The 22,105-nt window shown below is 67.8% G+C and carries 23 protein-coding genes; 14 read left to right on the forward strand and 9 right to left on the reverse strand.

Annotated elements, in window-relative coordinates; all coding sequences use genetic code 11:
- Nucleotides 1-131: 131 nt before the first annotated feature.
- Nucleotides 132-368, reverse strand: coding sequence for a DUF4170 domain-containing protein (locus AL072_RS05290; protein WP_045581218.1), 237 nt, complete (start codon nt 366-368; stop codon nt 132-134).
- A 237-nt stretch (nt 369-605) separates the two neighbouring features.
- On the opposite strand from AL072_RS05290, the gene AL072_RS05295 reads away from it, so the two are divergent.
- A complete protein-coding gene (locus AL072_RS05295; RefSeq protein ID WP_045581217.1) occupies nt 606-1,316 on the forward strand; it encodes a cytochrome b/b6 domain-containing protein in 711 nt (236 codons plus the stop codon).
- Between the two features lie 220 nt (nt 1,317-1,536).
- Complete coding sequence (locus tag AL072_RS05300) at nt 1,537-2,637, forward strand: cytochrome-c peroxidase (RefSeq protein WP_045581216.1); 1,101 nt, start codon at nt 1,537-1,539, stop codon at nt 2,635-2,637.
- Nucleotides 2,638-2,703: 66 nt separating this feature from the next.
- On the opposite strand, the gene AL072_RS05305 is transcribed toward AL072_RS05300, so the two are convergent.
- Nucleotides 2,704-3,141, reverse strand: coding sequence for a c-type cytochrome (locus AL072_RS05305; RefSeq protein ID WP_045581215.1), 438 nt, complete (start codon nt 3,139-3,141; stop codon nt 2,704-2,706).
- A 389-nt stretch (nt 3,142-3,530) separates the two neighbouring features.
- On the opposite strand from AL072_RS05305, the gene AL072_RS05310 reads away from it, so the two are divergent.
- Entirely contained in the window at nt 3,531-4,736 is a 1,206-nt protein-coding gene (locus AL072_RS05310; RefSeq protein ID WP_045581214.1) for an aspartate transaminase, read from the forward strand.
- Between the two features lie 86 nt (nt 4,737-4,822).
- Here the strand turns inward: AL072_RS05310 and AL072_RS05315 are convergent, their stop codons facing one another.
- Nucleotides 4,823-5,029, reverse strand: a complete 207-nt coding sequence (locus AL072_RS05315) for a TOBE domain-containing protein (protein WP_045581213.1) — start codon at nt 5,027-5,029, stop codon at nt 4,823-4,825.
- A gap of 145 nt (nt 5,030-5,174) precedes the next feature.
- A complete protein-coding gene (locus tag AL072_RS05320) occupies nt 5,175-7,214 on the reverse strand; it encodes an elongation factor G (RefSeq protein ID WP_045581212.1) in 2,040 nt (679 codons plus the stop codon).
- Between the two features lie 654 nt (nt 7,215-7,868).
- On the opposite strand from AL072_RS05320, the gene AL072_RS05325 reads away from it, so the two are divergent.
- The 3 genes from AL072_RS05325 (at nt 7,869) to AL072_RS05335 (ending at nt 10,786) form a co-directional block, all read left to right on the forward strand.
- Nucleotides 7,869-8,351 carry a cache domain-containing protein gene (locus AL072_RS05325; RefSeq protein ID WP_045581211.1) on the forward strand — a complete coding sequence of 161 codons (483 nt, stop codon included), beginning with the start codon at nt 7,869-7,871 and terminating at the stop codon, nt 8,349-8,351.
- Nucleotides 8,352-8,430: 79 nt separating this feature from the next.
- The gene (locus AL072_RS05330; RefSeq protein WP_045581210.1) at nt 8,431-10,143 is read left to right on the forward strand and encodes a methyl-accepting chemotaxis protein; all 1,713 of its coding nucleotides are present in this window, start codon (nt 8,431-8,433) and stop codon (nt 10,141-10,143) included.
- Nucleotides 10,144-10,318: 175 nt separating this feature from the next.
- Nucleotides 10,319-10,786, forward strand: a complete 468-nt coding sequence (locus AL072_RS05335) for a Dps family protein (protein WP_045581209.1) — start codon at nt 10,319-10,321, stop codon at nt 10,784-10,786.
- Between the two features lie 93 nt (nt 10,787-10,879).
- Here the strand turns inward: AL072_RS05335 and AL072_RS05340 are convergent, their stop codons facing one another.
- Nucleotides 10,880-12,538 carry a sensor histidine kinase gene (locus AL072_RS05340; protein ID WP_045581208.1) on the reverse strand — a complete coding sequence of 553 codons (1,659 nt, stop codon included), beginning with the start codon at nt 12,536-12,538 and terminating at the stop codon, nt 10,880-10,882.
- Nucleotides 12,539-12,698: 160 nt separating this feature from the next.
- On the opposite strand from AL072_RS05340, the gene mtnA reads away from it, so the two are divergent.
- Nucleotides 12,699-13,790: an S-methyl-5-thioribose-1-phosphate isomerase gene (gene mtnA, locus AL072_RS05345; RefSeq protein WP_045581207.1), complete on the forward strand. Its 1,092-nt coding sequence runs from the start codon at nt 12,699-12,701 to the stop codon at nt 13,788-13,790.
- A 16-nt stretch (nt 13,791-13,806) separates the two neighbouring features.
- Here mtnA and AL072_RS05350 read toward each other — a convergent pair whose 3' ends face one another.
- A complete protein-coding gene (locus AL072_RS05350) occupies nt 13,807-14,013 on the reverse strand; it encodes a hypothetical protein (protein WP_045581206.1) in 207 nt (68 codons plus the stop codon).
- Nucleotides 14,014-14,151: 138 nt separating this feature from the next.
- Nucleotides 14,152-14,442 (reverse strand): hypothetical protein, encoded by a 291-nt coding sequence (locus AL072_RS34160; protein WP_144428151.1) that lies wholly within the window; start codon nt 14,440-14,442, stop codon nt 14,152-14,154.
- A 341-nt stretch (nt 14,443-14,783) separates the two neighbouring features.
- Here AL072_RS34160 and AL072_RS05355 point away from each other — a divergent pair, with 341 nt between their 5' ends.
- Both AL072_RS05355 and AL072_RS05360 read left to right on the forward strand, forming a co-directional pair.
- The gene (locus AL072_RS05355; protein WP_045581205.1) at nt 14,784-15,017 is read left to right on the forward strand and encodes a hypothetical protein; all 234 of its coding nucleotides are present in this window, start codon (nt 14,784-14,786) and stop codon (nt 15,015-15,017) included.
- Nucleotides 15,018-15,190: 173 nt separating this feature from the next.
- Nucleotides 15,191-15,442 carry a hypothetical protein gene (locus AL072_RS05360; protein WP_082108848.1) on the forward strand — a complete coding sequence of 84 codons (252 nt, stop codon included), beginning with the start codon at nt 15,191-15,193 and terminating at the stop codon, nt 15,440-15,442.
- 18 nt (nt 15,443-15,460) lie between these two features.
- Here the strand turns inward: AL072_RS05360 and AL072_RS05365 are convergent, their stop codons facing one another.
- Both AL072_RS05365 and AL072_RS05370 read right to left on the reverse strand, forming a co-directional pair.
- Nucleotides 15,461-16,222: a hypothetical protein gene (locus AL072_RS05365; protein ID WP_045581204.1), complete on the reverse strand. Its 762-nt coding sequence runs from the start codon at nt 16,220-16,222 to the stop codon at nt 15,461-15,463.
- Between the two features lie 61 nt (nt 16,223-16,283).
- A complete protein-coding gene (locus tag AL072_RS05370) occupies nt 16,284-17,402 on the reverse strand; it encodes a Do family serine endopeptidase (RefSeq protein ID WP_052709933.1) in 1,119 nt (372 codons plus the stop codon).
- Between the two features lie 257 nt (nt 17,403-17,659).
- Here AL072_RS05370 and AL072_RS05375 point away from each other — a divergent pair, with 257 nt between their 5' ends.
- The 5 genes from AL072_RS05375 (at nt 17,660) to lhpI (ending at nt 21,947) form a co-directional block, all read left to right on the forward strand.
- On the forward strand, nt 17,660-18,661 hold the full coding sequence (locus tag AL072_RS05375) for a hypothetical protein (protein WP_245636771.1): 1,002 nt from the start codon (nt 17,660-17,662) through the stop codon (nt 18,659-18,661).
- Nucleotides 18,628-19,896 carry a pentapeptide repeat-containing protein gene (locus AL072_RS05380; protein WP_045581203.1) on the forward strand — a complete coding sequence of 423 codons (1,269 nt, stop codon included), beginning with the start codon at nt 18,628-18,630 and terminating at the stop codon, nt 19,894-19,896. The genes AL072_RS05375 and AL072_RS05380 overlap by 34 nt, the downstream gene beginning before the upstream one ends.
- A 288-nt stretch (nt 19,897-20,184) precedes the next feature.
- A complete protein-coding gene (gene ihfB / locus AL072_RS05385) occupies nt 20,185-20,466 on the forward strand; it encodes an integration host factor subunit beta (protein ID WP_012972825.1) in 282 nt (93 codons plus the stop codon).
- Nucleotides 20,467-20,536: 70 nt separating this feature from the next.
- Nucleotides 20,537-20,932 carry a lipopolysaccharide assembly protein LapA domain-containing protein gene (locus AL072_RS05390; RefSeq protein ID WP_045581202.1) on the forward strand — a complete coding sequence of 132 codons (396 nt, stop codon included), beginning with the start codon at nt 20,537-20,539 and terminating at the stop codon, nt 20,930-20,932.
- 55 nt (nt 20,933-20,987) lie between these two features.
- Complete coding sequence (gene lhpI, locus AL072_RS05395; RefSeq protein ID WP_045581201.1) at nt 20,988-21,947, forward strand: bifunctional Delta(1)-pyrroline-2-carboxylate/Delta(1)-piperideine-2-carboxylate reductase; 960 nt, start codon at nt 20,988-20,990, stop codon at nt 21,945-21,947.
- Nucleotides 21,948-22,105 lie beyond the last annotated feature (158 nt).

Genomic DNA, 22,105 nt, shown 5'->3' on the forward strand with positions numbered 1-22,105 from the left:
GCGCCGACACCCCTGATCCATTCGGGATTTTCCGGTCGGACGGACTTTGACGGGAAGCCCTTGCCTTTTCCGGGCGAGTCCGCCGGCACGGCTGCGGAGGGATTGCCCCACAGCCGTGCCGGCAGTCGGGATCAGTGCTTGTGGTCGCCCGCTGCCGGATCGAGGAAGCGGTGCAGGTGCACGATGTAGTAACGGATGTGGGCGTCGTCGATGGTCTGGCCGGTGGCACCGCGCCATGCCTTGTAGGCGTCCTCATAGCTCGGGAAGATGCCGACGATGTGCAGCTTCGACGGGTCGACGAACTGGTCCGAGTCCGGACGCACGAGTTCGCCGCCGAACACGAGGTGGAGGAGCTGTTTGTCGGGCATGGCAAGGTCCTTGTCGCCGGGGGAAGGGGGAGGTCAGGCTGTCGTTGCGCCGGTTGTCCGGCCGATGCTTCGCATTCTCATATCCGGCGGCCGGGCAGCGCATCAAGCCTGTTGACTCGGCATTCGACCTTTGCCACCACGGGAGTAAGGCATCTTCAGGACCAGCGCAAAGAATCCGTCTCATTGCCGCAGATGACGGACATCCAAAACACGGCAAAACACTGCGAGGATCGAGCGATGGCAAGTGGTCATACCGCGACTCGGGAGAAACATGGGCGCGAGGTCCGGGTCTGGGACCTGCCGACCCGCCTGTTTCATTGGACATTGGTCGTCACGGTGGCGGTCGCGATTCTGTCGGCCGAGCTGGGTGTGCTTTCCCTGCATATGTTGGCCGGGGAAACAGTCCTGGTCCTCGTGCTTTTCCGTCTTGTCTGGGGCGTGGTGGGCAGCCAGACCGCGCGCTTTGTCCAGTTCGTGAAGGGGCCGCGCGCTGTCCTGGATTATCTGAGAAAGGCGCGTGTCGGCGGGGAGGCCGCCTTTTCCCTGGGCCATAACCCGCTGGGTGGCCTGATGGTGGTGGTGCTGCTGCTGGTGCTGCTGGTCCAGGCGACCAGCGGCCTGTTCGCCAGCGACGATGTTGTGAACGACGGCCCGTTGGTTCCGTTGGCCTCCGGCGCCACGGTCGCGGCGCTGAGCTCGCTGCACCGGTTGTTGGCCAACGGCATCTTCGTGCTGGTCGGGCTGCATGTGCTGGCGGTGGTCTTCTATCTGCTGGTCAAGAAGGACAACCTGATCCGCCCGATGGTCACCGGCCGGAAGACACTGCCCCGCCGGGTCGCCGCTGGAAACCATTGGGTAGAACCGCGCCGCGCCCCGCTGGCGCTGGCGCTGGCCGTTCTCGCCGCATCGGCCGGGCTGGTCCTGTTGGTCCTGCGCGCCGCCGGGTGACCTGCGGCTGCGGGCCGCGGGCCCTGCCTGCATGACGGAATATGCCATTGGTTGTGTGCGACAACGCGTCGTCTGTGCCTGGAGATTGGCTTGTCTAGAATGACTCCAGATTGATCCAAGCCAGAACCAACGAGCGGCCCGATTTCCGGGATCGATCGGCCATGCCTGGTCGCAATGACCGGTCGTGGATGACATCGGCCGCGCCGGGGGACAGCCATCCATGCACGCGCACTCCAAATACCGTCCGACCGCCGCGCTGAAAGGCCTGCTGGTCGGTACCGTCGCCGTCCTCGGCGTCCTTGCCGCAACCGCCGGCACCGCGGCCGCCGCCGATCCGCCGGCCGGGGACGCCCTGATGGGCCGCGCGCGGGAGATGTTCAAGCCGCTGCCGGCAACTCTGCCCGTGGTCCGCAACAACGCGGTCACCCATGAGAAGATCGACCTCGGCAAGATGCTGTTCTTCGATCCGCGCCTATCGGCCAGCGGCATCTTCTCGTGCAACAGCTGCCACAATCTGGGGCTCGGCGGTGTGGATGGGTTGGAGACCTCGGTCGGTCACGGCTGGCAGAAGGGGCCGCGCAATGCGCCGACCGTGCTGAACGCCGTGCTGAACGTTGCCCAGTTCTGGGACGGCCGGGCGGAGGATCTGAAGGCCCAGGCCAAGGGTCCGATCCAGGCCGGGGTCGAGATGAACAGCACGCCCGACCGCGTGATGGAGGTGCTGAACAGCATCCCCGCCTACAAGGTCAAGTTCGCCGCGGCCTTCCCGAACGAGAAGAACCCGGTCACCTTCGACAACGTCGCCATGGCGATCGAGGCATTCGAGGCGACGCTGACCACGCCGGCCGCCCCCTTCGACCAGTATCTGGAGGGCAAGGCCGACGCGCTGACCGACACGCAGAAGGCGGGGTTGGAACTGTTCATCGACAAGGGCTGCGCCGGCTGCCACAACGGCGTCAATGTCGGCGGCCACGATTATTTCCCCTTCGGCGTCGTCACCAAGCCGGGGGCGGAAATCCTGCCGCCGGGCGACAAGGGCCGCTTCGCCGTCACCAAGACCGCCGACGACGAATATGTCTTCCGTGCCCCCACCCTGCGCAACGTGACGCTGACCGCCCCCTACTTCCATTCCGGCAAGGTGTGGGATCTGCGCCAGGCTGTGGCGGTGATGGGGTCGAGCCAGCTCGGCGCCACCCTGACCGACCAGGAGATCGACAAGATCACCGCCTTCCTGACGGCGTTGACCGGCCAGCAGCCGCGCGTCGAATATCCGCTGATGCCGGCCAGCACGCCGGCCACGCCGCAGCCGGTCTTCAAGTAGGCTCCGATCAAGGAAAAGGCCCTTCCCCACCGCGGTGGGGAAGGGCCTTGTTCGTGAGGCCTGCGCTTATTCGGAGCGGTAGCGCTGGTGGCAGGCCTTGCAGCTGTCGGCCATGGCGCCGAACGCCTTGGCCGTCGCAGCCTTGTCGCCGGTGGAGGCCGCGACCTTCAGGGCCTGGGCGGAGGCCTGGAGCCCCTGCGCCTTGGCGGTGAAATCCGGGAAATTCGCCCAGATCACTTCCTTGGCCGCCGTCCTGCCCTTGTCGGAGCCGGGAGGGAACAGGCCGGGGATCTTGGTGGCGAAGGCGTCGACACGGTCGGCGACCGGACCGACGGCGGCCAGATCGCCCTTGCCGACCGCATCCTTGATCTCGCCCATCGCCTTCTTGTAGTCCTCGAACCCGGCCTTGCGGGTCTGAATGACGTCCTGGGCCAAGGCGGCGCCGCCGGTCAGCATCAGTGCGGCCGACGCCGCAAGCACGATACGGGAAAACACGGTTCTCATCCCTTCCTGAATTTTATCCCCCGGACAACGCTTACACACTGTCGAGCCAAAACTGTCAAGTGAAGCGGGTGAAACGGAGCGATTCCGGTACGGCATTCATTTGTAGAGTAATAAATAATGCTGAGGCGCTCCATTTCGGTATTGCCGGCGCCGAAAGCTAGCCCCACAAACAGTCTGAACTGCCCGTGGAAGGCCGCCGGACGTCCTGCCGCACCATGCCGCCACAGGGCGGAAAATCCGCGGAGCCGGGCGGTTTCGACGGGCCGACCGGCCTTGCAAGCGGGGTGTAGCGGAAGTAAGGTCCGGCCTCGCGCCTTCCACCCGGAGGGGCAGGCGTCGAACGACGTCTCCGCCACACCGTCATCACAGCCCTGAGGGGGCCCGCCGCCATGTCGATTATCGCGTCCCGTCTCTCGCGCATCAAGCCGTCGCCGACCATCGCCGTGACCAACAAAGCCCGCGAACTGAAAGCGGCCGGTCGCGACGTCATCGGCCTCGGCGCTGGCGAGCCGGACTTCGACACCCCCGACAACATCAAGGCCGCCGCGATCAAGGCGATCGAGTCCGGCGACACCAAATACACCGCGGTGGATGGCACGCCTGCGCTGAAGAAGGCGATCTGCGCCAAGTTCGAGCGTGAGAACGGCCTGACATACACGCCGGACCAGATCACGGTCGGCGTCGGTGGCAAGCAGGTGCTGTACAACGCGCTGATGGCGACGCTGAACCCGGGCGACGAGGTCATCATCCCGGCCCCCTACTGGGTCAGCTATCCGGACATGGTGGAACTGGCGGAAGGCACGCCGGTGGCCGTCTCCTGCCCGGCCGAGCAGGGCTTCAAGCTGCAGCCCGCCGACCTGGAGAAGGCGATCACGCCGAAGACCAAGTGGCTGATCCTGAACTCGCCGTCGAACCCGTCGGGCGCCGCCTACACCCGCGACGAGATGAAGGCGCTGACCGACGTGCTGGTTCGCCACCCGCATGTCTGGGTCATGACCGACGACATGTACGAACACCTGCTGTATGACGGCCTGGAGTTCGTCACCCCGGCCCAGGTCGAGCCGTCGCTGTACGACCGGACCCTGACCGTCAACGGCGTGTCGAAGTCCTATGCGATGACCGGCTGGCGCATCGGCTATGCCGGCGGTCCGAAGGATCTGATCAAGGCCATCGGCGTGATCCAGAGCCAGTCGACCTCCAACCCGACCTCCATCGCCCAGGCCGCCGCCGTCGAGGCGCTGAACGGTCCGCAGGACTTCATCAAGGAGCGTGCGGAGGTGTTCCGCCAGCGCCGCGATCTGGTGGTGTCGATGCTGAACCAGGCCAAGGGCCTGCACTGCCCGAAGCCGGAAGGCGCCTTCTACGTCTACCCGTCCTGTGCCGGCACCATCGGCAAGACGACGCCGGACGGCAAGGTGATCGGCACCGACGAGGATTTCGTCACCTATCTGCTTGAGTCGGAAGGCGTCGCCGTCGTCCAGGGATCGGCCTTCGGCCTCGCCCCGCATTTCCGCATCTCCTACGCGACCTCGACGGAAGCGCTGGAGGAGGCCTGCCGGCGCATCCAGCGCGCTTGCGGCAACCTGCGCGACTGATCGCACGGCTGCGGCGTTGAGTAGGAAAAGGGCCGGCACCGCAGGGTGCCGGCCCTTTTCGCTGGGGCGGATCAGGTTGCGGCTGCTTACTTGCCGATCAGCACGTCCGACGCCTTGATGATCGCGGTGACGTCGTCGCCGACGGCAAGCCCCAGCTCGTCGACCGTTTCGGTGGTGACGGTGGAGGTGACGATGATGCCGCCGCCGACGTCGATCTTCACCTTGGCCGAGACCGTACCCTTGTCGACGGCGATGACGGTGCCCTTCAGTTGATTGCGCGCGCTGAGCTTCATGGGGATGATCCTTGCAGCCGGAGGAGACTGTGCACCGCGACGGTGCAGCCGGAGAAGAGTAGCGCAGCGAACGAAATATCCAAGTGGAAACAACGCTTGCCATAACCCACTGCTCGCGGCGCGAGCAGTGGGGGACACTGACCGGCTATTGCGCGGCCAGCATGTCGCGCCGGATTTCCACGGCGCGGTCGGCGGCCTTGCCCACCACCTCCTGCAATCGCTCGAATTCGGCGCTGTAGCTGCCGACGCCGAAGGTCAGCGACCGCAGCTCGACGATCAGATCCTGCATGTCGGCCTGGGGCATGCACGCCTTCACCTCATCCCAGCCAGACCAGCCAGGACGCGCGTCGAACCCCAGCAGCTGGCCGCGCCGGCCGCTGACCAGCCGCTGCACCTTGGGCGTGAAGGCGCTGGGCACCGCGATGGTGACAGTCAGGATCGGCTCCAGCAGCACCGGCTCGCAGGCCGGCAGTGCCTCTGCCATTGCCTGCCGCGCCACCGTCTTGAACGCCATGTCCGAACTGTCGACGGCGTGGAACTGGCCGCCGGTCAGGGCCACGGCGAAATCTACCACCGGGAAGCCCAGCGGGCCGCGCACCGCCGCCTCGCGCACGCCGGCTTCCACCGCCGGGATGTACTGGCGTGGCACGGCGCCGCCGACCACCGCATCCTCGAACTGGATGCCCGAGCCACGGGGCAGCGGCCGGACCTCGACATGGATGTCGGCGAACTGGCCATGGCCGCCGGTCTGGCGCTTGAAGCGGGCATGGTGGCTGGTGCCCTTCCGGATCGTCTCCTTATAGGGCACCTGCGGCGGCTGGCCCTTCACAGCGACGTTGAAGCGGCTGCGCAGCCGGTCCATCGCCAGCCTCAGATGGACGTCGCCCTGGCCCCACAGCACCAGTTCCCCGGTTTCGGCCGACTGGTCGAGCGTCAGGGACGGATCTTCGTCCCGCAGCTTTTGGAGGGCGGCGGACAGCTTCACCTCGTCGTTGCGATTCTCGGCACGCAAAGCCAGCCCATGGACCGGCGGGGCTGCGGCCGGCCAGTCTGCGGGGGCCCCCAGGTTGGCCTTGTCGGTCAGCCGGTCGCCGGTCGCCGCCTTCTCCAGCCGGCCGAGCGCCACCAGATCGCCGGCGACCGCCTGCGGCACCTTGGTCTGGTCGCGGCCGAACAGCTGGAAGATGCCCGACACCCGCTCGCCCCCCAGCGCCATGCCATCGGTGACGGTGCCGTGCCAGATGCGGGCCAGACTGAGTTTCCCGGCATGGGATCCCATCATCGTCTTCACGATCTGGGCCGCCACCGTCGTATCCCGCCGGATATCGCTGCGGGAAGCGGTGACGGAAACCTCCGGTCCCTCGTGGCGCAGGGCCTTCAGCAGGCGGCGGATGCCGTTGTCGTTTTCCGCCGATCCGAAGAAGACGGGGACGATCAGGTCGTCGGCCAGTTCTTGCGCCAGCGTCTCGTACAGCTGGGTGCTGTCGGGGGCCATGTCCTCCAGCAGCCTCTCCAACAGCGCGTCGTCGAAGTCGGCTGCCGACTCCAGCATCGCCTGCCGCGCCTCCGCCTCGCGGTCGCGCTCGCCGTCGGGCAGGGCAACCGGCTCGGACGGCTTGTGCGGGTTGAAGCGCCAGGCGCGTTCGCTGACCAGATCGACCAGCCCGGTGATCTGGCCGTTCTCGCGCAGCGGCACCTCGCGCAGGACCAGCTTGCGGGCCGAGACCTCCTGATAGGCGGCGACCACGTCGCGCACGCGCAGGTCGCCCAGCGTGTCGATCTTGTTGATGAACAGCAGATGCGGGATGCGGTGGTCGTCCAGGATCTTGAACAGAGGCGCCAGCAGCACCGCCTTCTCGGGCGCCGCCTCCGCCACCACGACGGCGATGTCGGCGGCCATCAGGGCCGCCTGCGCCTCGCCGGTCAACTCGACCGAACCCGGGCAGTCCAGGAGCGACCAGCGTTCGCCCAGATAGTCGAAGGAGGCGACGTTCAACTCGGTGCTCATCGACCGGGCCTTTGCCTCCGGTGACGTGTCGCCCACGGCGTTGCCGTCGCGCACGCTGCCCTTGCGGGTGATGGCCCCGGCGGCGGACAGCAGGCTTTCCAGCAGCGTCGTCTTGCCGGCGAGATAGGGGCCGACCAGCGCCGCGCAGCGCGCCGTCCGGATTTGCGTATGCGGCATTCACACCTCCCGTGGAAGTTTCGGGCCGTTCTGGCCGAATTGTGGGGGCTGGGCTGCCGGGGCCGGACAGGGGGCGCCGACCGCCGGAGCGGCCCGTTCGCATATGGCTTCGAAACGTGACCTCGCACTTTGCCCGGCCGCTGGGGGGCGACGGGACCGCTGCAGGCGGTGGGCGGCGGACGGGCGTCGGAAGGCGCGTGATCCGGCACCGGCGAAAGTCGCCCGCATCGGACTTTCGATGCTCCACCCGAACGCCGTGGCTGTCGATGGAAAAAAGGGGCGGCAAACCGTCACGCGGGCGGCTGGAAGCGCAGCTTGCGGCGACCGATGCCGAAGGACGGACGACGCGGCGATCGGTCGCAGGGCTGGGTAATTGGCCGGCACCCCTGGCCGCGCACACCGGAACAACCTTGATAAGACGTTGGAATAGAAGAATGTGTCTTGCGAGAATTGTATGCCGCTCAATCGTTACGGAAATTGACGTGGTGCAACGCAATATGATCGCAAAGAAATGGTACGGACAAACGGATGAAACCTTCTGCTAGTAGGGTGGCTTGAAAATGGCCGCACGCTGAAGGCGACGACGGCCGGACAACAATCGACGGGGCCGGCTGGCGGTTGCCAGCAGGCCCTGAAACCCTTGGGGAAGAGCACATGCGCCTGTGGTTCCGTTTGCTGGTTGCCGGCCTGATCTCCGTCGGGACTGCCGCCCCTGTCCCGCTGTCGACCCCAGCCGCCGCCGAAGAGGCCAAGCCGACGCAGGAGGACGCCAGGTCCATCACCATCAAGGCCGTCGACCTGATCGCCGCGCAGGGGCTGGACGAGGCGGCCAAGGCCTTCAATGCGGAAGGCCCGTTCAAGCATGGCGAGATCTACGTCAACGTCATCGACTTCGCCGGCGTCTGGAAGGTCTACCCGCCGCGCCCGGCCGGCGCCGGCCAAAGCGTCATAAACGTCAAGGACCCGGACGGCCGCTACGTCGTCCAGGACGTGCTGGCAGTGGCCAAGGACAAGGGCGAGGGCTGGGTCGAATATCGCTGGCTGAATCCTGCCAGCAACAGGATCGAGCCGAAGATCACCTATGTGAAGCGCGTGCCCGGCCAGGAACTGGTCGCCTATGTCGGCATCTACAAGTGACGGCCTCCGCGTGACGCGGCGCCCTCGGGATGGAGGCGAAGGCGGCAAGGACGGTGGGGACGGCGGGAAGGGGGTGAGGATGGGCAATGGTGTCTTTGCGCGTCTGTCGGGCCTGTCGGTGGCGGGCCGGCTGTTCGCGGCGCCCCTGATGGGGATCGTCCTGACGGTGGCGGCGCTGGCGTTGGCCGACCGGGAGTCGGAACGGGCGCTTAGCGCGGTGGACGGCATCCATCGCGAAGCCGCCGGGCGGCTGGGCCGGATCGACCGGCTGGTCGCCGTCGTCTACGTTATCCACAGCGACGTGTCCCGCCATCTCGCCCTGTCTGGCTCCGGCATCGAGGAGGCCAGGCTGCAGGCCATGCGCGACGCCATCGCCGCCAACCTGGGCAATGCGCGGACGGCTGTCGCCGACCTGCGCGTCATGCAGCTGGACGAGGCGGAGCGGGCGATGCTGGACGAGGTGTCGGCCCGGCTCGGCGCCTATGCCAAGGCGGTCGACGAGATGAACCAGATGGCGGCGATCGATCGCCTGATCGGCATTCCGATGATGGCCCACACCGATGCCCAGTTCGCCGCCCTGACCGGCAAGGTGGTCGAGGCGCAGACCGCCATCGGCCGGTCCACCGCCGCCGCCATCCAGGCCACCCGCGACGTGGCCGCCGCCGCACGGCGCGACTTCGCGCTGGTGATGGCCGGGCTGCTGGCGGCGATGATGGCGGCGGGCCTCCTGTTCGCACGCTCCATCACCCGGCCGCTCCAACAATTGTCGCGGAACACCACAGAGCTTGCGGCAGGCCGACTCGACGCCGTGGTCGAGGGCGGGTGGATGCGCAACGAGATCGGTGCCATGGCTCGGGCGCTGGAAGTGTTCCAGACCAACGCCCGCGAGGTGGTGCGCCTGACCGCTGACCAGCAGCGCCAGAAGGCCGAAGCGGAAGCGGAGAAGCGCCGGGCCATCGACGGATTGGCCGACCTGTTCGAGGCCCGCGTGGCCGAGGTGGTGCAGCAGGTCGGGGCCGGCGCCCATCAGGTGCGCAGCAATGCCGCCGGCATGCTGGAGCGCGCCACCAGCGCCAACCGGCAGGCCGCCACCGTCGCCGCCGCCAGCGCCCAGGCGGGCACCGGCGTTCAGACCGCCGCCGCCGCCACGGAGCAGATGCAGGCCTCGATTTCCGAGATCGGCGGGCAGGTCCGCCGCTCGTTCGACATGGTGCGGGGAGCCGTGCGCGCGGTGGAGGAGACCAACAGCCATGTCGTCGGCCTGTCCGACGCCGCCCAGCGCATCGGTGAGATCGTCGGGCTGATCAACTCGATCGCGGCGCAGACCAACCTGCTGGCGCTGAACGCCACCATCGAGGCGGCGCGGGCGGGGGAGGCCGGCAAGGGCTTCGCCGTCGTGGCGTCGGAGGTCAAGAACCTCGCCACCCAGACGGCCAAGGCGACCGAGGACATCGGCACCCAGATCGCCGCCATGCAGCAGGTGACCGGTGCCGCCGTGACCGCCATCAAGGGGGTGGGGGAGACGGTGGTGGGGATCGACGAGATCGTCGGCTCCATCGCCGGTGCCATGGAACAGCAGGCCGCCGCTACCCACGAGATCACGCGCAATGTCCAGGAGGCGGCGGCCGGCACCCAGGAGGTCTCCCGCACCATCGCCACCGTTTCCACCAGCGCCGAAGAGACCGGAACCGCCGCCGGCGAGGTGCTGCGCGCCGCCGAATTGTTGGATGGCCAGGCGGTGACGCTGAACCAGGAGGTCAAGCACTTCATCGGGCGGCTGCGGCAGGGATGAGTGCCGGTCCCCGTCCGGAGCGCCGGATTGTCATGCGTTCTGCGAAGTTTGGTCGCATCAGCCTTGAAACCATTTGCCTGCGCCCAAGCTCATGTCCCGGACCGCGGGGTGCTGCCGGTGACGGCTGCGCCTGCGTTGGGGTATGATGCAGGACCCAGACAAGAAGGATCGAACCATGAAGATCGACATCGGGATCTCGGACGCAGACCGCAAATCCATCGCCGAAGGATTGAACAAGGTTCTGGCCGACACCTTCGCGCTCTATATCAAGACCCATTCGTTCCATTGGAACGTCACCGGGCCGATGTTCAACACGCTCCACACCATGTTCATGACCCAGTACACCGAGCTGTGGACCGCGCTCGACGAGATCGCGGAACGCATCCGTGCGCTGGGCTATCCGGCGCCGGGCAGCTTCTCTCAGTTCGCCGAACTGGCCTCGATCAAGGAAGAGGTTGGCGTTCCGAAGGCGAACGACATGATCCGGCAGCTGGTCGAGGGGCACGAGGCTGCCGCCCGTACCATCCGCAGCGTCTTCCCGCTGGCCGAGCAGGGCAGCGACGAGCCGACCGCCGACCTGCTGACCCAGCGCCTGCAGATCCACGACAAGACCGCCTGGATGCTGCGCAGCATGCTGGAGTAGCCGTTACGGCTGCCCGCCTTCGCCGAACTTCCCGGCGGAAGCGGGCGGCCTTCACGGCCTCGTCCCCGGCCTCGTTTTGTGCCGCCGCCATCCTCATGCCGCGCTCTTGGCGTGCTGGCGGACCGGCTGGTTGGGAATCGACAGGGTGAAGATGCTGCCGCCGTCGCGCTCGATCTTGAGCGAGGCGCCGGCCTGATGCGACAGCGCCTGCACCAGGTTCAGGCCCAGCCCGCTGCTGGCCCCGCCGCGGACGGGGCGCTTGTGCTGACTGGGCATGCCGGCCGGCAGCCCGACGCCGTCGTCGCGGACGATCAGCCGCATACCGTTCTCCTCCCGCTCCAGGACCACCCGGACGGTGCCGGGGTGACCATGCGGGAAGGCGTGCAGCAGCGCGTTCGACACTAGTTCGCTGGTGGCGATGGCCAGTGGCGTGGCGCGGTCGGCGTCGACGATCCAGTCCTCGGCCTCCAACTCCAGGCGGGCGGCGGTCGGGTTGTCGGAGCGGACCAGCCCGTCGCACATCTGGCGCAGCGCGTCAGCAAAATTGAGGTGTGCCGGCTCCTGCGACCGGTGCAGCAGTTCGTGCAACAGGCTCATGGTCTGGATGCGGCGCAGGCTTTCGTCGAAGCCGCGGCGGGCCCTTTCGTCGATACGGGCCGCCTGCAGGCGCAGCAGGCTGCAGATGACCTGAAGGTTGTTCTTCACCCGATGCTGCACCTCCTTCAGCAGCACCTCCTTGTCGGTCACCGCGGCTTCCAACTGGGCATTGGCCCGCTCCAGCTGGGCGGTGCGCTGGTGGACATGCTCCTCCAGCGTGTCGTAGGCATGCTGAAGCGCGTCCTCCGCCTCGCGCTCGCGCCGGGCGCGCTGGATAGCGAGCGCGCCGATCACCGCCACCGTGGCGCAGGCGGCGGCGGCGAAGGCGGCGTAGATCCACAGCCGCTCGCTCCAGCGCTGCAGCACGCTGCCGGTGGTGATCGTCACCGTGGCCGACAGTCCGCTGTCGCCGACCGGGCGGGAGACGGTGATGTCGTCGGCATGGCTCGCCGCATCATCGTCGCCGCCCCTCCCGCCCATCGTGCCCCGGCCCTCCGGCTCGCGCAGCAGCGGCGTGCCGTCGGGCTTCAGGATCGAGATGCTGTGGCCGTAACCGACCTCGAGTGCGCGGTAGACGTCGCGGAAGGCCCGCGCATCCAGCCCGGCCACCGCCCAGCCGCGTCCGGGTCCGCCGGGGAGGGGCTGGGCCAGGGTGATCACCGCCCGGCCGGCCATCCGGCCGTCGCCGATCGCCCGGCCTTCCGGTTTCAGGGCCGGCTTCAGGGCGGGCGGGGCGCCGGCGGGCGCATCCGGCAGGCTCGACAGGATCAACTCGCCAGCGGGGTCGCGAATCTCCAGCCCCACCGCATGAGGGGCGCTGGCGGCCAGCAGGGCCATCCGCTCGCGTGTCGTCCCATCGTCGGGCAGCGGCGATCCGGCCGCACCGGCCAGCGAGGCGGTCTGTGTCAGCAGCAGGTCGCCCGACTCGATCAGCCGGGCGGCATGCTCGGCCGCCAGCAGGCCGATGTTGCCGGCGACGCCGGCGGCCTGCCGCATCGCCTCGTCCCGGTCGCGCCAGGCGAAGATGGCTGACAACCCGATGGTCAGCAGAACCGCGGCCGTGCAGGCGATCAGGACCAGCGCCGAACCGGGGAGCCGGTAGAGCGGGGAGGATTGGGAACGCAGTGCGTGCAACGGCATCGTATCGGGAGCCATGTGGGATTACGGCCAGTTCATTCTTGGCCGGAAACGGTAACACCGTCCGGCGGGTGACGGTTCCGCCGAACGCTACCCGCGTTGAAGGGCCAGCGGCCACCGTCTATTGTGGAGTGCCGACAACGGCATCGGGCATTTGCCGGCTTTGGAGGATGGTCTTATGCGGATCGACGGAACGGCTTATCGCACCATCTGGCCGGAGGCGGACGGCATCCTCACCGTCATCGACCAGACCCGTCTGCCGCATGAGTTCGCCCTGGTCCGGCTGACGAACCTGAATGAGGCCGCCCACGCCATCCGGGCCATGCTGGTGCGCGGCGCGCCGTTGATCGGCGCAACGGCGGCCTATGGCGTGGCGCTGGCGCTGCGCGCCGATGCAAGCGATGCCGGGCTGGAGCGCGCCTGCATCACGCTGCTGGAGACCCGGCCGACCGCGGTCAACCTGCGCTGGGCGCTGGAGCGGATGCGCGCCCGTCTGGCGCCGCTCCCCGAGTCGCAGCGCCTCGCCGCAGCCGATGCGGAGGCGGCATCCATAGCCGACGAGGATGTGGCGATCAACCGTGCCATCGGTGGCCATGGCGCCGCCCTGATCCATGCCGCGGCCGGGCGGAAGGCGCCGGGCGGGCCGGTCAATGTGCTGACCCACTGCAATGCCGGCTGGCTCGCCACAGTCGATTGGGGGACTGCGCTGGCGCCGGTCTACGCCGCCTTCGAGCAGGGCATTCCGCTGCATGTCTGGGTGGACGAGACGCGGCCACGCAATCAGGGCGCCAGCCTGACCGCCTGGGAGCTGAAACAGCATGGCGTTCCCCATACCGTCATCGCCGACAATGTCGGTGGTCATCTGATGCAGCACGGCAAGGTCGACCTGTGCATCGTCGGCACCGACCGCACCACCGCGGCCGGCGATGTCTGCAACAAGATCGGCACCTATCTGAAGGCGCTGGCGGCGCATGACAACGGCGTGCCCTTCTATGTCGGGTTGCCGTCGCCGACCATCGACTGGACCATCGCCGATGGCTTGCGCAACATCCCGATCGAGGAGCGCGACGGCCGCGAGGTCAGCGAGTTGACCGGCCGCACCGCCGACGGCCGGATCGAGACGGTGCGCGTCACTCCCGACGGCAGTCCGGTCGCCAATTACGCCTTCGACGTCACGCCGGCCCGGCTGGTGACCGGCCTGATCACTGAACGCGGGGTTTGCGCGGCGACACGGGAAGGACTGCTGGGGCTGTTTCCGGAGCGGGCCTGACGGTAGGGCCCCCTGTTCAGCGGCGGCGGTCGGACATGAGCCGCCGCCACAGCGGCTGCGGCGTTCCTTCGGCATTCTTCGCGTCCAACCATTGGTCGGCCAATTCGCGGACCTGCCAGTCGCCGAGGAAGCGGTCACAGTCGATGGCGGTATAAAGCCGCACGCGCTTTTTCCCCAGCCGTTCGAAATAAGCCAGCGTTCTTTGGCGGTCGATGTCTTCCATAGGCCCCAATGAAGCGGAGATTGTGGACCGACATATACCATATGTTGGCCTGCGTTCCGGATATTGGAAGACCCATGCCGCCTGCGCAACTGTTCCTTCGTCGGGATTCCATCCCCCGGAAGGGGAGGGGACTCATCTCTATCGATGTTTGATGTCGAGACGGCCGGTGCGGATCACGACGTCTGACAGGGGAATGCCGGCCCGGGCTGCCGCGCGCTCCAGCGAACAGCGGTCCGGCCAGTACAGTCGGCCCTCGACCTCGGTCAATGCGCCCTGACGCTTGATGACCCAAATGCGGCTGAACGCCATTTCAACGATCCGCCCCATGGGCAAGCCGGATGAGGGTGGACGGTTCCCTTCCGGATCACGGTCTCCCGATTCTGATCCGGAAAGAGTGGCGAAGGAAAGGGGCTTTTCCGATACCGTCATCTCTGTCTTTCCTCGGATCGGGATTTGACTGCTGAATGGCAGCGTGCCCGCGGCAGTAGCCGATATTTTTTCCCTGGCATCGACGCTTTGGGAGGCGAGGAAACGTACTAACCAAGCCGCCGCTGAATTTCATTCAGAAATTTGCAATTATTTGTTATTCGCCGGATACAATTGGCCTGGTCTTCCCAATGATTTTGTAACCATAAATGAAATGTGGATATGGGGTTTGGCTTCATCCGGGGAAACCTTGGCAAGTCGGTGCTGTTGTTCTCTGCGTCTAGGCCGAGAGCCGACAAAGGCATCGGCTGCCGCAATGCCGATCACGACGATGGAGGAACCCGATGGACACCGACAAACCGAAGGCCGACAAACCGAAGAACGAGGGAGAGGGCAATCGGACAGCCGACGCGCAATACCGCCGCGGCGTGGCCGACCACGTCAAGAATCACGACGTCCAGGGTGACGCCGCCCGTGCCCGTGAAGCGGTCGACGGGCCGGAAGGCGAAGAGCTGCGCAAGGCCGAAGAAGCCGGCAAGAGCCACGCCAAGGGCGAGGATCCGCAACTGAAGCGCTGAGCCCGTCGTTCGTGCAGGCGCGAAGGGAGGCGGTTGTGGGCATCCGAGGGGGCGATACCCCGAAATTGTCACTGCAGCATTCCGCACCGATCCCCAAACATAGGCGTGGCCGCCGGAGGCATCCTTTGGACGGAGCCTCCGGCGGCCACGCCTATGTTTGAAGGAAGAGACCGATGAAGACCACCATGCGGATACACACGGCCGGGGCGATGGCACTGCTGATCGGTGCGACGCTGCTCGGCGGCTGTTCGAACATGAACCATCGCGAGAACCGCGCCCTCACAGGCGGTGCGATCGGTGCGGCCGGCGGAGCCGCCATCGGTGCGGTCACCGGCGGCAGTGCGATCTATGGCGGCCTGCTCGGCGGTGCGGCTGGTGCGGCCGTCGGCGCCCTGACGGCGGATGAGGGAAGGCATCGCAGGTGAGGGGAGGTGACGGGATGATCACTCCTCCTCGTCGTCCTCGAACTGGTCGAGACTGAGGGAACGGACTTCCGTACTGGGGGAGGGCGCGGGTGTGGCCGGGCGCGGAGCCGCGGACGGGGATGGGCGGCCGGCGGCGCGGCCGGGCGGCAGATGGGCGTTGGGACCCTTGAGGGGGCTGTTGACCGTGCCGCGCGGGCCGATGCTGGGTTCGTCGCCGAAGTCGGGCAGGGGTGGGATGCGGTCCATCACCCGGCGGATCAATCCGGTGATGCGGTCGGCCTCGGCGCGCAACGCCTGCCCGCGCTCCCCTTCATAGAGCGGATCGTCGAGAAACTTGCGGATTTCCAGCACGCCGCGCAACTCCACCCCGCACATCTCATTGGTCCCGATGGGCAGGGCCTTCACCCGCGCGAAGCTGGCGAAGAAGGCGGCGCTGCCCTCCACGAACTGGACCACCATGCGGGCATGCAGACGCTCCAACGCGGTGGTCATCGGGCCGATCAGGTCCTCCAACTCCTCCGGCGCGGCGTCCAGCCGCTCCTGCGCCAGGGCGGCGAGCGCGAAGAAGTCGCGCACCCGCCGGCTGAAGCGGCGGTAGCGGGCCAGCCCGCCGACCGATACCCGTTCGCGCGCCGCCTGGGCCAGCTCCGCCGACTGCTTCAGCATGGCGTCGAGCCGCATCAGCAGCGTCGCGATCTCGCGCTGGCGCTGGGCCGCGCTGCGGCCGGGCGAGGGCGCCGGCGGGGCGGCCGGGCGGCGGGGTGGATTGGAACGCATCATGCCGGTACGGGGTGGCTCCTCAACGGGTCGCGCCTCAGCGCTTGATACAGCAACTCGCGCCTCAGCGCTCGGTGCGGACGGTGACCGACTTTTGCCCGCCGCTGCGCACCACCGTCAACTGCACCGGCGTGCCGACGCGCAGAAGGCCGATGCGGTTGCGGAAGTCCGTGGCGCTGCGGATGGGCCGGCCGTCGACCGCGACCACCACGTCGCCGCTGCGCAGGCCGCCGTTGTCGGCGGGCGACCCGCGCTCGATCTTGGCGATCAGGGCGCCCTCGTCGCCCTTCAGGCTCATGCTTTCGGCCAGGTCGGGCGTCAGATCCTGGATGGCGACGCCCAACCGGCCGCGCCGAACCTCGCCGAACTCGCGCAATTGCTCCATCACCGAGCGGACGATGGTGACCGGCACGGCGAAACCGATGCCGACCGACCCGCCGGCCGGGCCGATGATGGCGGTGTTGATGCCGATCAGCTCGCCCTGGAAATTGACCAGCGCGCCGCCGGAGTTACCGGGGTTGATCGAGGCATCGGTCTGGATGAAGTCCTCATACCCCTCGATCTTCAGCCCGCTGCGGCCGAGCGCCGAGACGATGCCCGAGGTCACCGTCTGCCCCAGGCCGAAGGGATTGCCGATGGCGACGACAAAGTCGCCGACCTGCGAGCGGTCCGAGTCGCCGAGCTGCAGGGCGGTCAGCCCGTCGGCCTTGATCTGCAGCAGCGCGATGTCGGTGGCGGCGTCGCGGCCGATCAGCTTGGCGCGCAGGCGGCGGCGGTCCTTCAGCGTGACCGCGATCTCCTGCGCATTCTCCACCACATGGCTGTTGGTGACGACATAGCCGTTGCGGGCGTCGACGATCACGCCCGACCCGGCGCTGACCTGCGGGCGGCCCTGCGGCATCTGATCCGGCAGGTTGAAGAAGCGGCGGAAGAAGGGGTCGCGCAGCAGCGGGTTCTCGGCCTGCGGCGCCTGGCTCAGCACCGAGATGTTCACCACCGCCGGGGTCACCTGCTCCAGCATCGGGGCGATGGTGCCGCCGCTCACCGCACCCAGCGGCAGCGCCGCCGCCGCCGGCGACGCGCCCAGGCCCGGCAGCGGGGCGGACGGCAGCAGCGCGCCGCCGGTCAGCGCCGCCAGCCCGACAACCGCCGCAAACATCACCGGGCGCACCACCGACTTCATGGAGTCTTCCTTTCTTGAGGGGGGAGTTTCTTCGAGTCGCTTCGTCGACCGGGCTGATTTGGGACAAAAGCGGAGGCGGTTCAAGCCTGCCCGGCGTTCCCCCATTCCGAAGCCCTCAGCCCGTGAACCCAGGTCGCGATATGATAGCCTGATGGTGGCGGAAACTCCCGGTAAAGAAATTCAGTGCTATAGGACAGGACCGGGACGGGCTTCGGGCATGCCGGGGACGCGCGGTCGATTGAAACGGGTTGGGCGCTATGAGCGGCGGGTCACTGCTCGAACTGACCGAGCAAGAGTATCTGCAGATGGAGGAAGCCCTGTCGCAGACCGCGCGGGGGCGCGCCTTCCTGCGCATGCGCGACCGGCGCTGTCGTGTCGTCGCCTCCGACGATTTCCACCGGCTGGTCGGCCAGCTGGAAACCCAGGTGAACCGCCTGGGCGGGGCATCTCCCGGCGCATTCACCGCCTTCGGTCCGGGCGAGGATCCCCGCATCCAGCAGGAACTGACAGCCATCACCCAGGTGGTGCGCGAGGCCCGCAGCGACATCGCCGCGCTGAAGGCGACCGACACCGGATCGAACCGGATCGAAGCGGCGACCGGCGAACTGGACGAGATCGTTGCGGCCACCGAGCGCGCGACCACCGATATCCTGAACGCGACGGAGAAGATCCAGGAAATCACCATGTCGATGCCGCGGGACGACGCCGATCTGGCCGAACGGATCGATGCGATCGAGGCGTGGTGCATCGAGATCATGACCTCCTGTTCCTTCCAGGACATCACCGGCCAGCGCACCACCAAGGTCGTCAACACGCTGCGCTACATCGAAGAGCGCGTTAACACGATGATCGAGATCTGGGGTGTCGACAGGCTGTCCGTTGCCGCCGACCACCACGCGTCGGGCGATGTCGCCTCGCACCGCAAGATGGGGGACACCCGCCCCGACGCCCATCTCCTGAACGGTCCGCAACTGGGCGGGCCGGAGGTCAGCCAGGACGCCATCGACGCGCTGTTCGACAGCATTCCCGACGTGGCCGAACGGGCGGAGCCGCTGCCGGCCGCCGTGGCACCGCCGCCTCCACCACCCCCCCCACCACCCCCCCTCCTCCCGTCGCGAAGCCGGCCTCGCCGCCCCCACCCCCGCCGCCCAAGGAGACGGGCGATGGCGGTGGCGGCGGTTCGATCTCCCAGGCCGACATCGACGCCTTGTTCGCGTGACCGGCAATGGCGCAAGACGGCAAATCCCGCATCCGCCTGACCCAGGACCAACTCGACCGAGTGTGCGAGCGCCATGTCCGATTCGCCGAGGGACGGCCGAACGGCGCCCGTGCCAATCTTCCCTTCTTCGACCTGTCGGGCCTGTCGCTGGCCGGCCGCAACCTGACGGGAGCCCACTTGGCCGGCGCCATCCTGCGCGACGCCGACCTGCGTGGCGCGGTGCTGGACCATGCCGACCTCTATGGCGCCGATCTGCGTGGGGCCGACCTGTCGGAAGCGCGGCTGTTCCGGACCGACATGCGCGGCGCCAACGTGCGCGGCGCCCGGTTGGACGGTGCCGTCATGGTCGAGGTGGACCTGCGCGACGGCAGCATGGTCAACCGCAACAGTGTCGGCGAACTGAAGGTGGTCGGCTTCGACCCCGGCCCGGCCGACATGGCGTCCGCGCGGCTGACCAACGCCGACATGGCCCGGGCCAAGCTGTCCGGTAGCTTCGCCCGGGCGGCCGATTTCACCAACACGCGGCTGGCCGGCGCCCGGCTTGACCGCACCGACCTGCGCGACGCCAACTTCTCCGGCGCCGACCTGCGCGGGGCCGACCTGAACGGTTCCGACCTGCGCGGCGCCATCCTGGACGGGGCCAGCCTGGATGACGGTGGGCTGGAGCAGGCGATCCGCACCGACGAGCAGGCGCGCGCCGCCTCGCAGGCCTCGGCGGCCGAGCAGGAGCAGGAGGCGGAGGAGACGGTGGCGGCCGAACTGCCGGCCCTGCCGGGCGAACAGCTCGACAGCATGCTGCGACAGCACATGATCTGGCTGGGCACCAGCGGTAAGCAGGGCCGCCAGCTCGACCTGACCGGGCTGAACCTGGAGGGGGCCGACCTGACGGGCAAGGTCCTGACGCTGGCCAAGGGCACCGGCGCCCGGCTGCGTCACGCCCGGCTGAACGGCGCGCAGTTGCAGGCGGCCCAGTTCGACGGTGCCGACCTGCGCTCGGCCGATCTCAGCCGCGCCGACCTGCGCGGGGTGAAGCTGGACCGCGCCATTCTGATCGACAGCCGGCTGGACGGCGCCAACCTGGGCATGCTGCTGGTCAGTTCCGGTGCGAAGGTGATGCGCGCGTCGCTGGTGCGGGCGCGTCTGGCCGGTGCCTCGCTGAGCCAGACCAACCTGAAGGGCAGCGACCTGACGCTGGCCGACCTGACGGGCTGCGACCGGTCGTCGGCGGTGCTGGAGGGCGCCATCCTGGAGGGGACGCGGCTGGGCGGGGCCTGACCTCCTGGCGCCCCGATCCCTGCTGTCTTGCGCGAAGCCGTTGATTGCTTTCAAATTTTTGTCATGATCCGTGCCGGAGATTGCCGTGCAGGCCATGGCCGCTTCGGCTGCCGTAGGAACGGAGCCCTTTCGGCATTCCGGCCATAGTGCGGAAAAAGGGTTGCACCGTAACGGCTTAGCACCGCGGGCGGGGCTTGACGCCTCCCATGCCCGGTGGCACGCTGCTAACCAAGCGCGGCGCATCGCGAACCAAGGCGCCCGCATCGAATTGGGGGAACGTCGACGGTCATGACCAAGTCGGAACTGATCCAACGGTTGGCGGAACGCAATCCGCACCTGTACCAGCGCGACATCGAGAAGATCGTCGGCACCATCTTCGACGAGATCACTGAAGCGTTGGCGCGCGGCGACCGGGTGGAACTGCGGGGGTTCGGCGCCTTCTCCATCAAGAAGCGGGACGCGCGTACGGGTCGCAACCCCCGGACCGGGGAATCGGTTGACGTCGGCGAGAAATGCATCCCTTTCTTCAAGACAGGCAAGCAGCTTCGGGAGCGCCTGAACACGGACTGAACGCCGGGCCGGCCATCGCCGACCTTCGCTCCGTCGTCTCTTCCCGTCGGATTTCTGAGGAACCTTCGCCTTGCGCCATCTTTCCTGGATCGTCACCCTTCCCGTGGCCCTCGTCGCGATCCTGTTCGCGATTTCCAACCGCGGCATCGTGACCCTGTCGCTGTGGCCATTGCCCTTCACGCTCGACACGCCGGTCTATCTGGCCGCGCTGCTGGCGCTGGTGCTGGGCTTCCTGGCCGGCGGCTTCATCGTCTGGAACAGCCAGCGCCGCCATCGCCGTCGTGCCCGGCGCGAAGGCAACCGTGTGCTGTTCCTGGAGCGTGAACTGAAGGAGGCGCAGGCCCGCGCCGCCGCCGCCGAAAAGCGTCTGGCCGAGAGCACCCGCCCGGTGTCCGGCCCGCTGCCGGGCTCCTCCGGCGGCCTGCCGGTGCCGGCGGCCGAAAACCCGGCGCCGACGGTTCATTGATCGATCCGCTTCCTTCTCCGGCCGGGGAGAGGGGGGCGACCGGGCGGGAGGTCCCATGCGCACCGTCAGCGGCGCCGAGCTTCGATCCGTCCTGCACCACCGCATGCTGATCGAGCGGCTGCGGCAGAGCTTCCGCGCCGGCGTGGCGGCTCCTCCGGCCCACCGCCATCGGGTCGAGACCTATGGGGCCAGCGACGGCGCCCTGCTGCTGGCGCCGGCCTGGCAGGTCAACCAGTCGATCGGGGTCAGGATCGACACGGTCTTTCCCGGCAATGCCGGCAGCGACCTGCCGCAGACCCAGGGCGTCTATCTGCTGGCCGACGGCAAGACCGGCGTGCCGCAGGCAGTGTTGGAGTCCTCCGCGGCTCTCGGCCGGCGCAGCGGGGCTGCGGCTTCGGCGCTTGCCGCCTCCTATCTGGCTCGGCCGGATGCGGATCGGATGCTGGTGGTCGGCACCGGCCCGCTGGCGCTGGAACTGGTGGAGGCCTATACCGCGGTCCGGCCGATCCGCCATGTGCTGGTCTGGGGCCGCGATCCGCAGAAGGCCAAGCGCCTCGCCTCCCGTTTCCACCGTCCCAAATTCCGGATCGAGGCGACCACCGACCTGGAGGGCGCGGTGCGTGGCGCCGATATCGTCGCCTGCGCCACCGCGGCCCGCGAACCGGTCATCCGTGGCGACTGGCTGCAGCCCGGCCAGCATCTGGATTTGCTGGGAGGCGTGACGCCGGAGATGCGCGAGGCGGATGACGGCTGCGTCCGCCGCGCGCGTGTCTTCGTCGATGCCCGCGACCGGACGCCGGCCGAAGCCGGCGATATTGCGGAGCCGGTTTCATCCGGTCAATTGAGCCCGGACGATATCGCCGGCGACCTGTTCGACCTGAGCCGCGGCGAACGCGCCGGGCGCCGCTTCTACGACCAGATCACCCTGTTCAAGTCGGTCGGCACCGCGCTGGCTGATCTCTGTGCCGCTCAACTGGTGGTCGAGATGGTCCTGCACAACGATTCGATCAGATAGCGACAGGATTTGGTGGCACCCCGGTTCGATAGGTCGGAGTCGCAATCCCGCATCGCCAAAAGACGGTGTTACGGCAAGCGTCGTCCTGAGCTACTGTTGCGCGATCATCCTTGCCGCACCAGTCGTCCGGCGCGGCGGAGCGCGCCGATGGGAAAGGA

It is taken from the genome of Azospirillum thiophilum, assembly GCF_001305595.1.
GTDB classification, from domain to species: Bacteria; Pseudomonadota; Alphaproteobacteria; order Azospirillales; family Azospirillaceae; genus Azospirillum; species Azospirillum thiophilum.

Bases quoted from the DNA above. Each gene is read 5' to 3' on its own strand.
- AL072_RS05315 (WP_045581213.1), bottom strand. From the start codon at position 5,029: ATGAAGCTCAGCGCGCGCAATCAACTGAAGGGCACCGTCATCGCCGTC.
- AL072_RS05295 (WP_045581217.1), top strand. From the start codon at position 606: ATGGCAAGTGGTCATACCGCGACTCGGGAGAAACATGGGCGCGAGGTC.
- AL072_RS05370 (WP_052709933.1), bottom strand. From the start codon at position 17,402: ATGAAGTCGGTGGTGCGCCCGGTGATGTTTGCGGCGGTTGTCGGGCTG.
- AL072_RS05310 (WP_045581214.1), top strand. From the start codon at position 3,531: ATGTCGATTATCGCGTCCCGTCTCTCGCGCATCAAGCCGTCGCCGACC.
- AL072_RS05380 (WP_045581203.1), top strand. From the start codon at position 18,628: ATGGCGCAAGACGGCAAATCCCGCATCCGCCTGACCCAGGACCAACTC.
- AL072_RS05330 (WP_045581210.1), top strand. From the start codon at position 8,431: ATGGGCAATGGTGTCTTTGCGCGTCTGTCGGGCCTGTCGGTGGCGGGC.
- AL072_RS05325 (WP_045581211.1), top strand. From the start codon at position 7,869: ATGCGCCTGTGGTTCCGTTTGCTGGTTGCCGGCCTGATCTCCGTCGGG.
- AL072_RS34160 (WP_144428151.1), bottom strand. From the start codon at position 14,442: ATGACGGTATCGGAAAAGCCCCTTTCCTTCGCCACTCTTTCCGGATCA.
- ihfB (WP_012972825.1), top strand. From the start codon at position 20,185: ATGACCAAGTCGGAACTGATCCAACGGTTGGCGGAACGCAATCCGCAC.
- mtnA (WP_045581207.1), top strand. From the start codon at position 12,699: ATGCGGATCGACGGAACGGCTTATCGCACCATCTGGCCGGAGGCGGAC.
- lhpI (WP_045581201.1), top strand. From the start codon at position 20,988: ATGCGCACCGTCAGCGGCGCCGAGCTTCGATCCGTCCTGCACCACCGC.
- AL072_RS05335 (WP_045581209.1), top strand. From the start codon at position 10,319: ATGAAGATCGACATCGGGATCTCGGACGCAGACCGCAAATCCATCGCC.
- AL072_RS05360 (WP_082108848.1), top strand. From the start codon at position 15,191: ATGAAGACCACCATGCGGATACACACGGCCGGGGCGATGGCACTGCTG.
- AL072_RS05290 (WP_045581218.1), bottom strand. From the start codon at position 368: ATGCCCGACAAACAGCTCCTCCACCTCGTGTTCGGCGGCGAACTCGTG.
- AL072_RS05375 (WP_245636771.1), top strand. From the start codon at position 17,660: ATGAGCGGCGGGTCACTGCTCGAACTGACCGAGCAAGAGTATCTGCAG.
- AL072_RS05365 (WP_045581204.1), bottom strand. From the start codon at position 16,222: ATGATGCGTTCCAATCCACCCCGCCGCCCGGCCGCCCCGCCGGCGCCC.
- AL072_RS05320 (WP_045581212.1), bottom strand. From the start codon at position 7,214: ATGCCGCATACGCAAATCCGGACGGCGCGCTGCGCGGCGCTGGTCGGC.
- AL072_RS05340 (WP_045581208.1), bottom strand. From the start codon at position 12,538: ATGGCTCCCGATACGATGCCGTTGCACGCACTGCGTTCCCAATCCTCC.
- AL072_RS05305 (WP_045581215.1), bottom strand. From the start codon at position 3,141: ATGAGAACCGTGTTTTCCCGTATCGTGCTTGCGGCGTCGGCCGCACTG.
- AL072_RS05300 (WP_045581216.1), top strand. From the start codon at position 1,537: ATGCACGCGCACTCCAAATACCGTCCGACCGCCGCGCTGAAAGGCCTG.
- AL072_RS05355 (WP_045581205.1), top strand. From the start codon at position 14,784: ATGGACACCGACAAACCGAAGGCCGACAAACCGAAGAACGAGGGAGAG.
- AL072_RS05350 (WP_045581206.1), bottom strand. From the start codon at position 14,013: ATGGAAGACATCGACCGCCAAAGAACGCTGGCTTATTTCGAACGGCTG.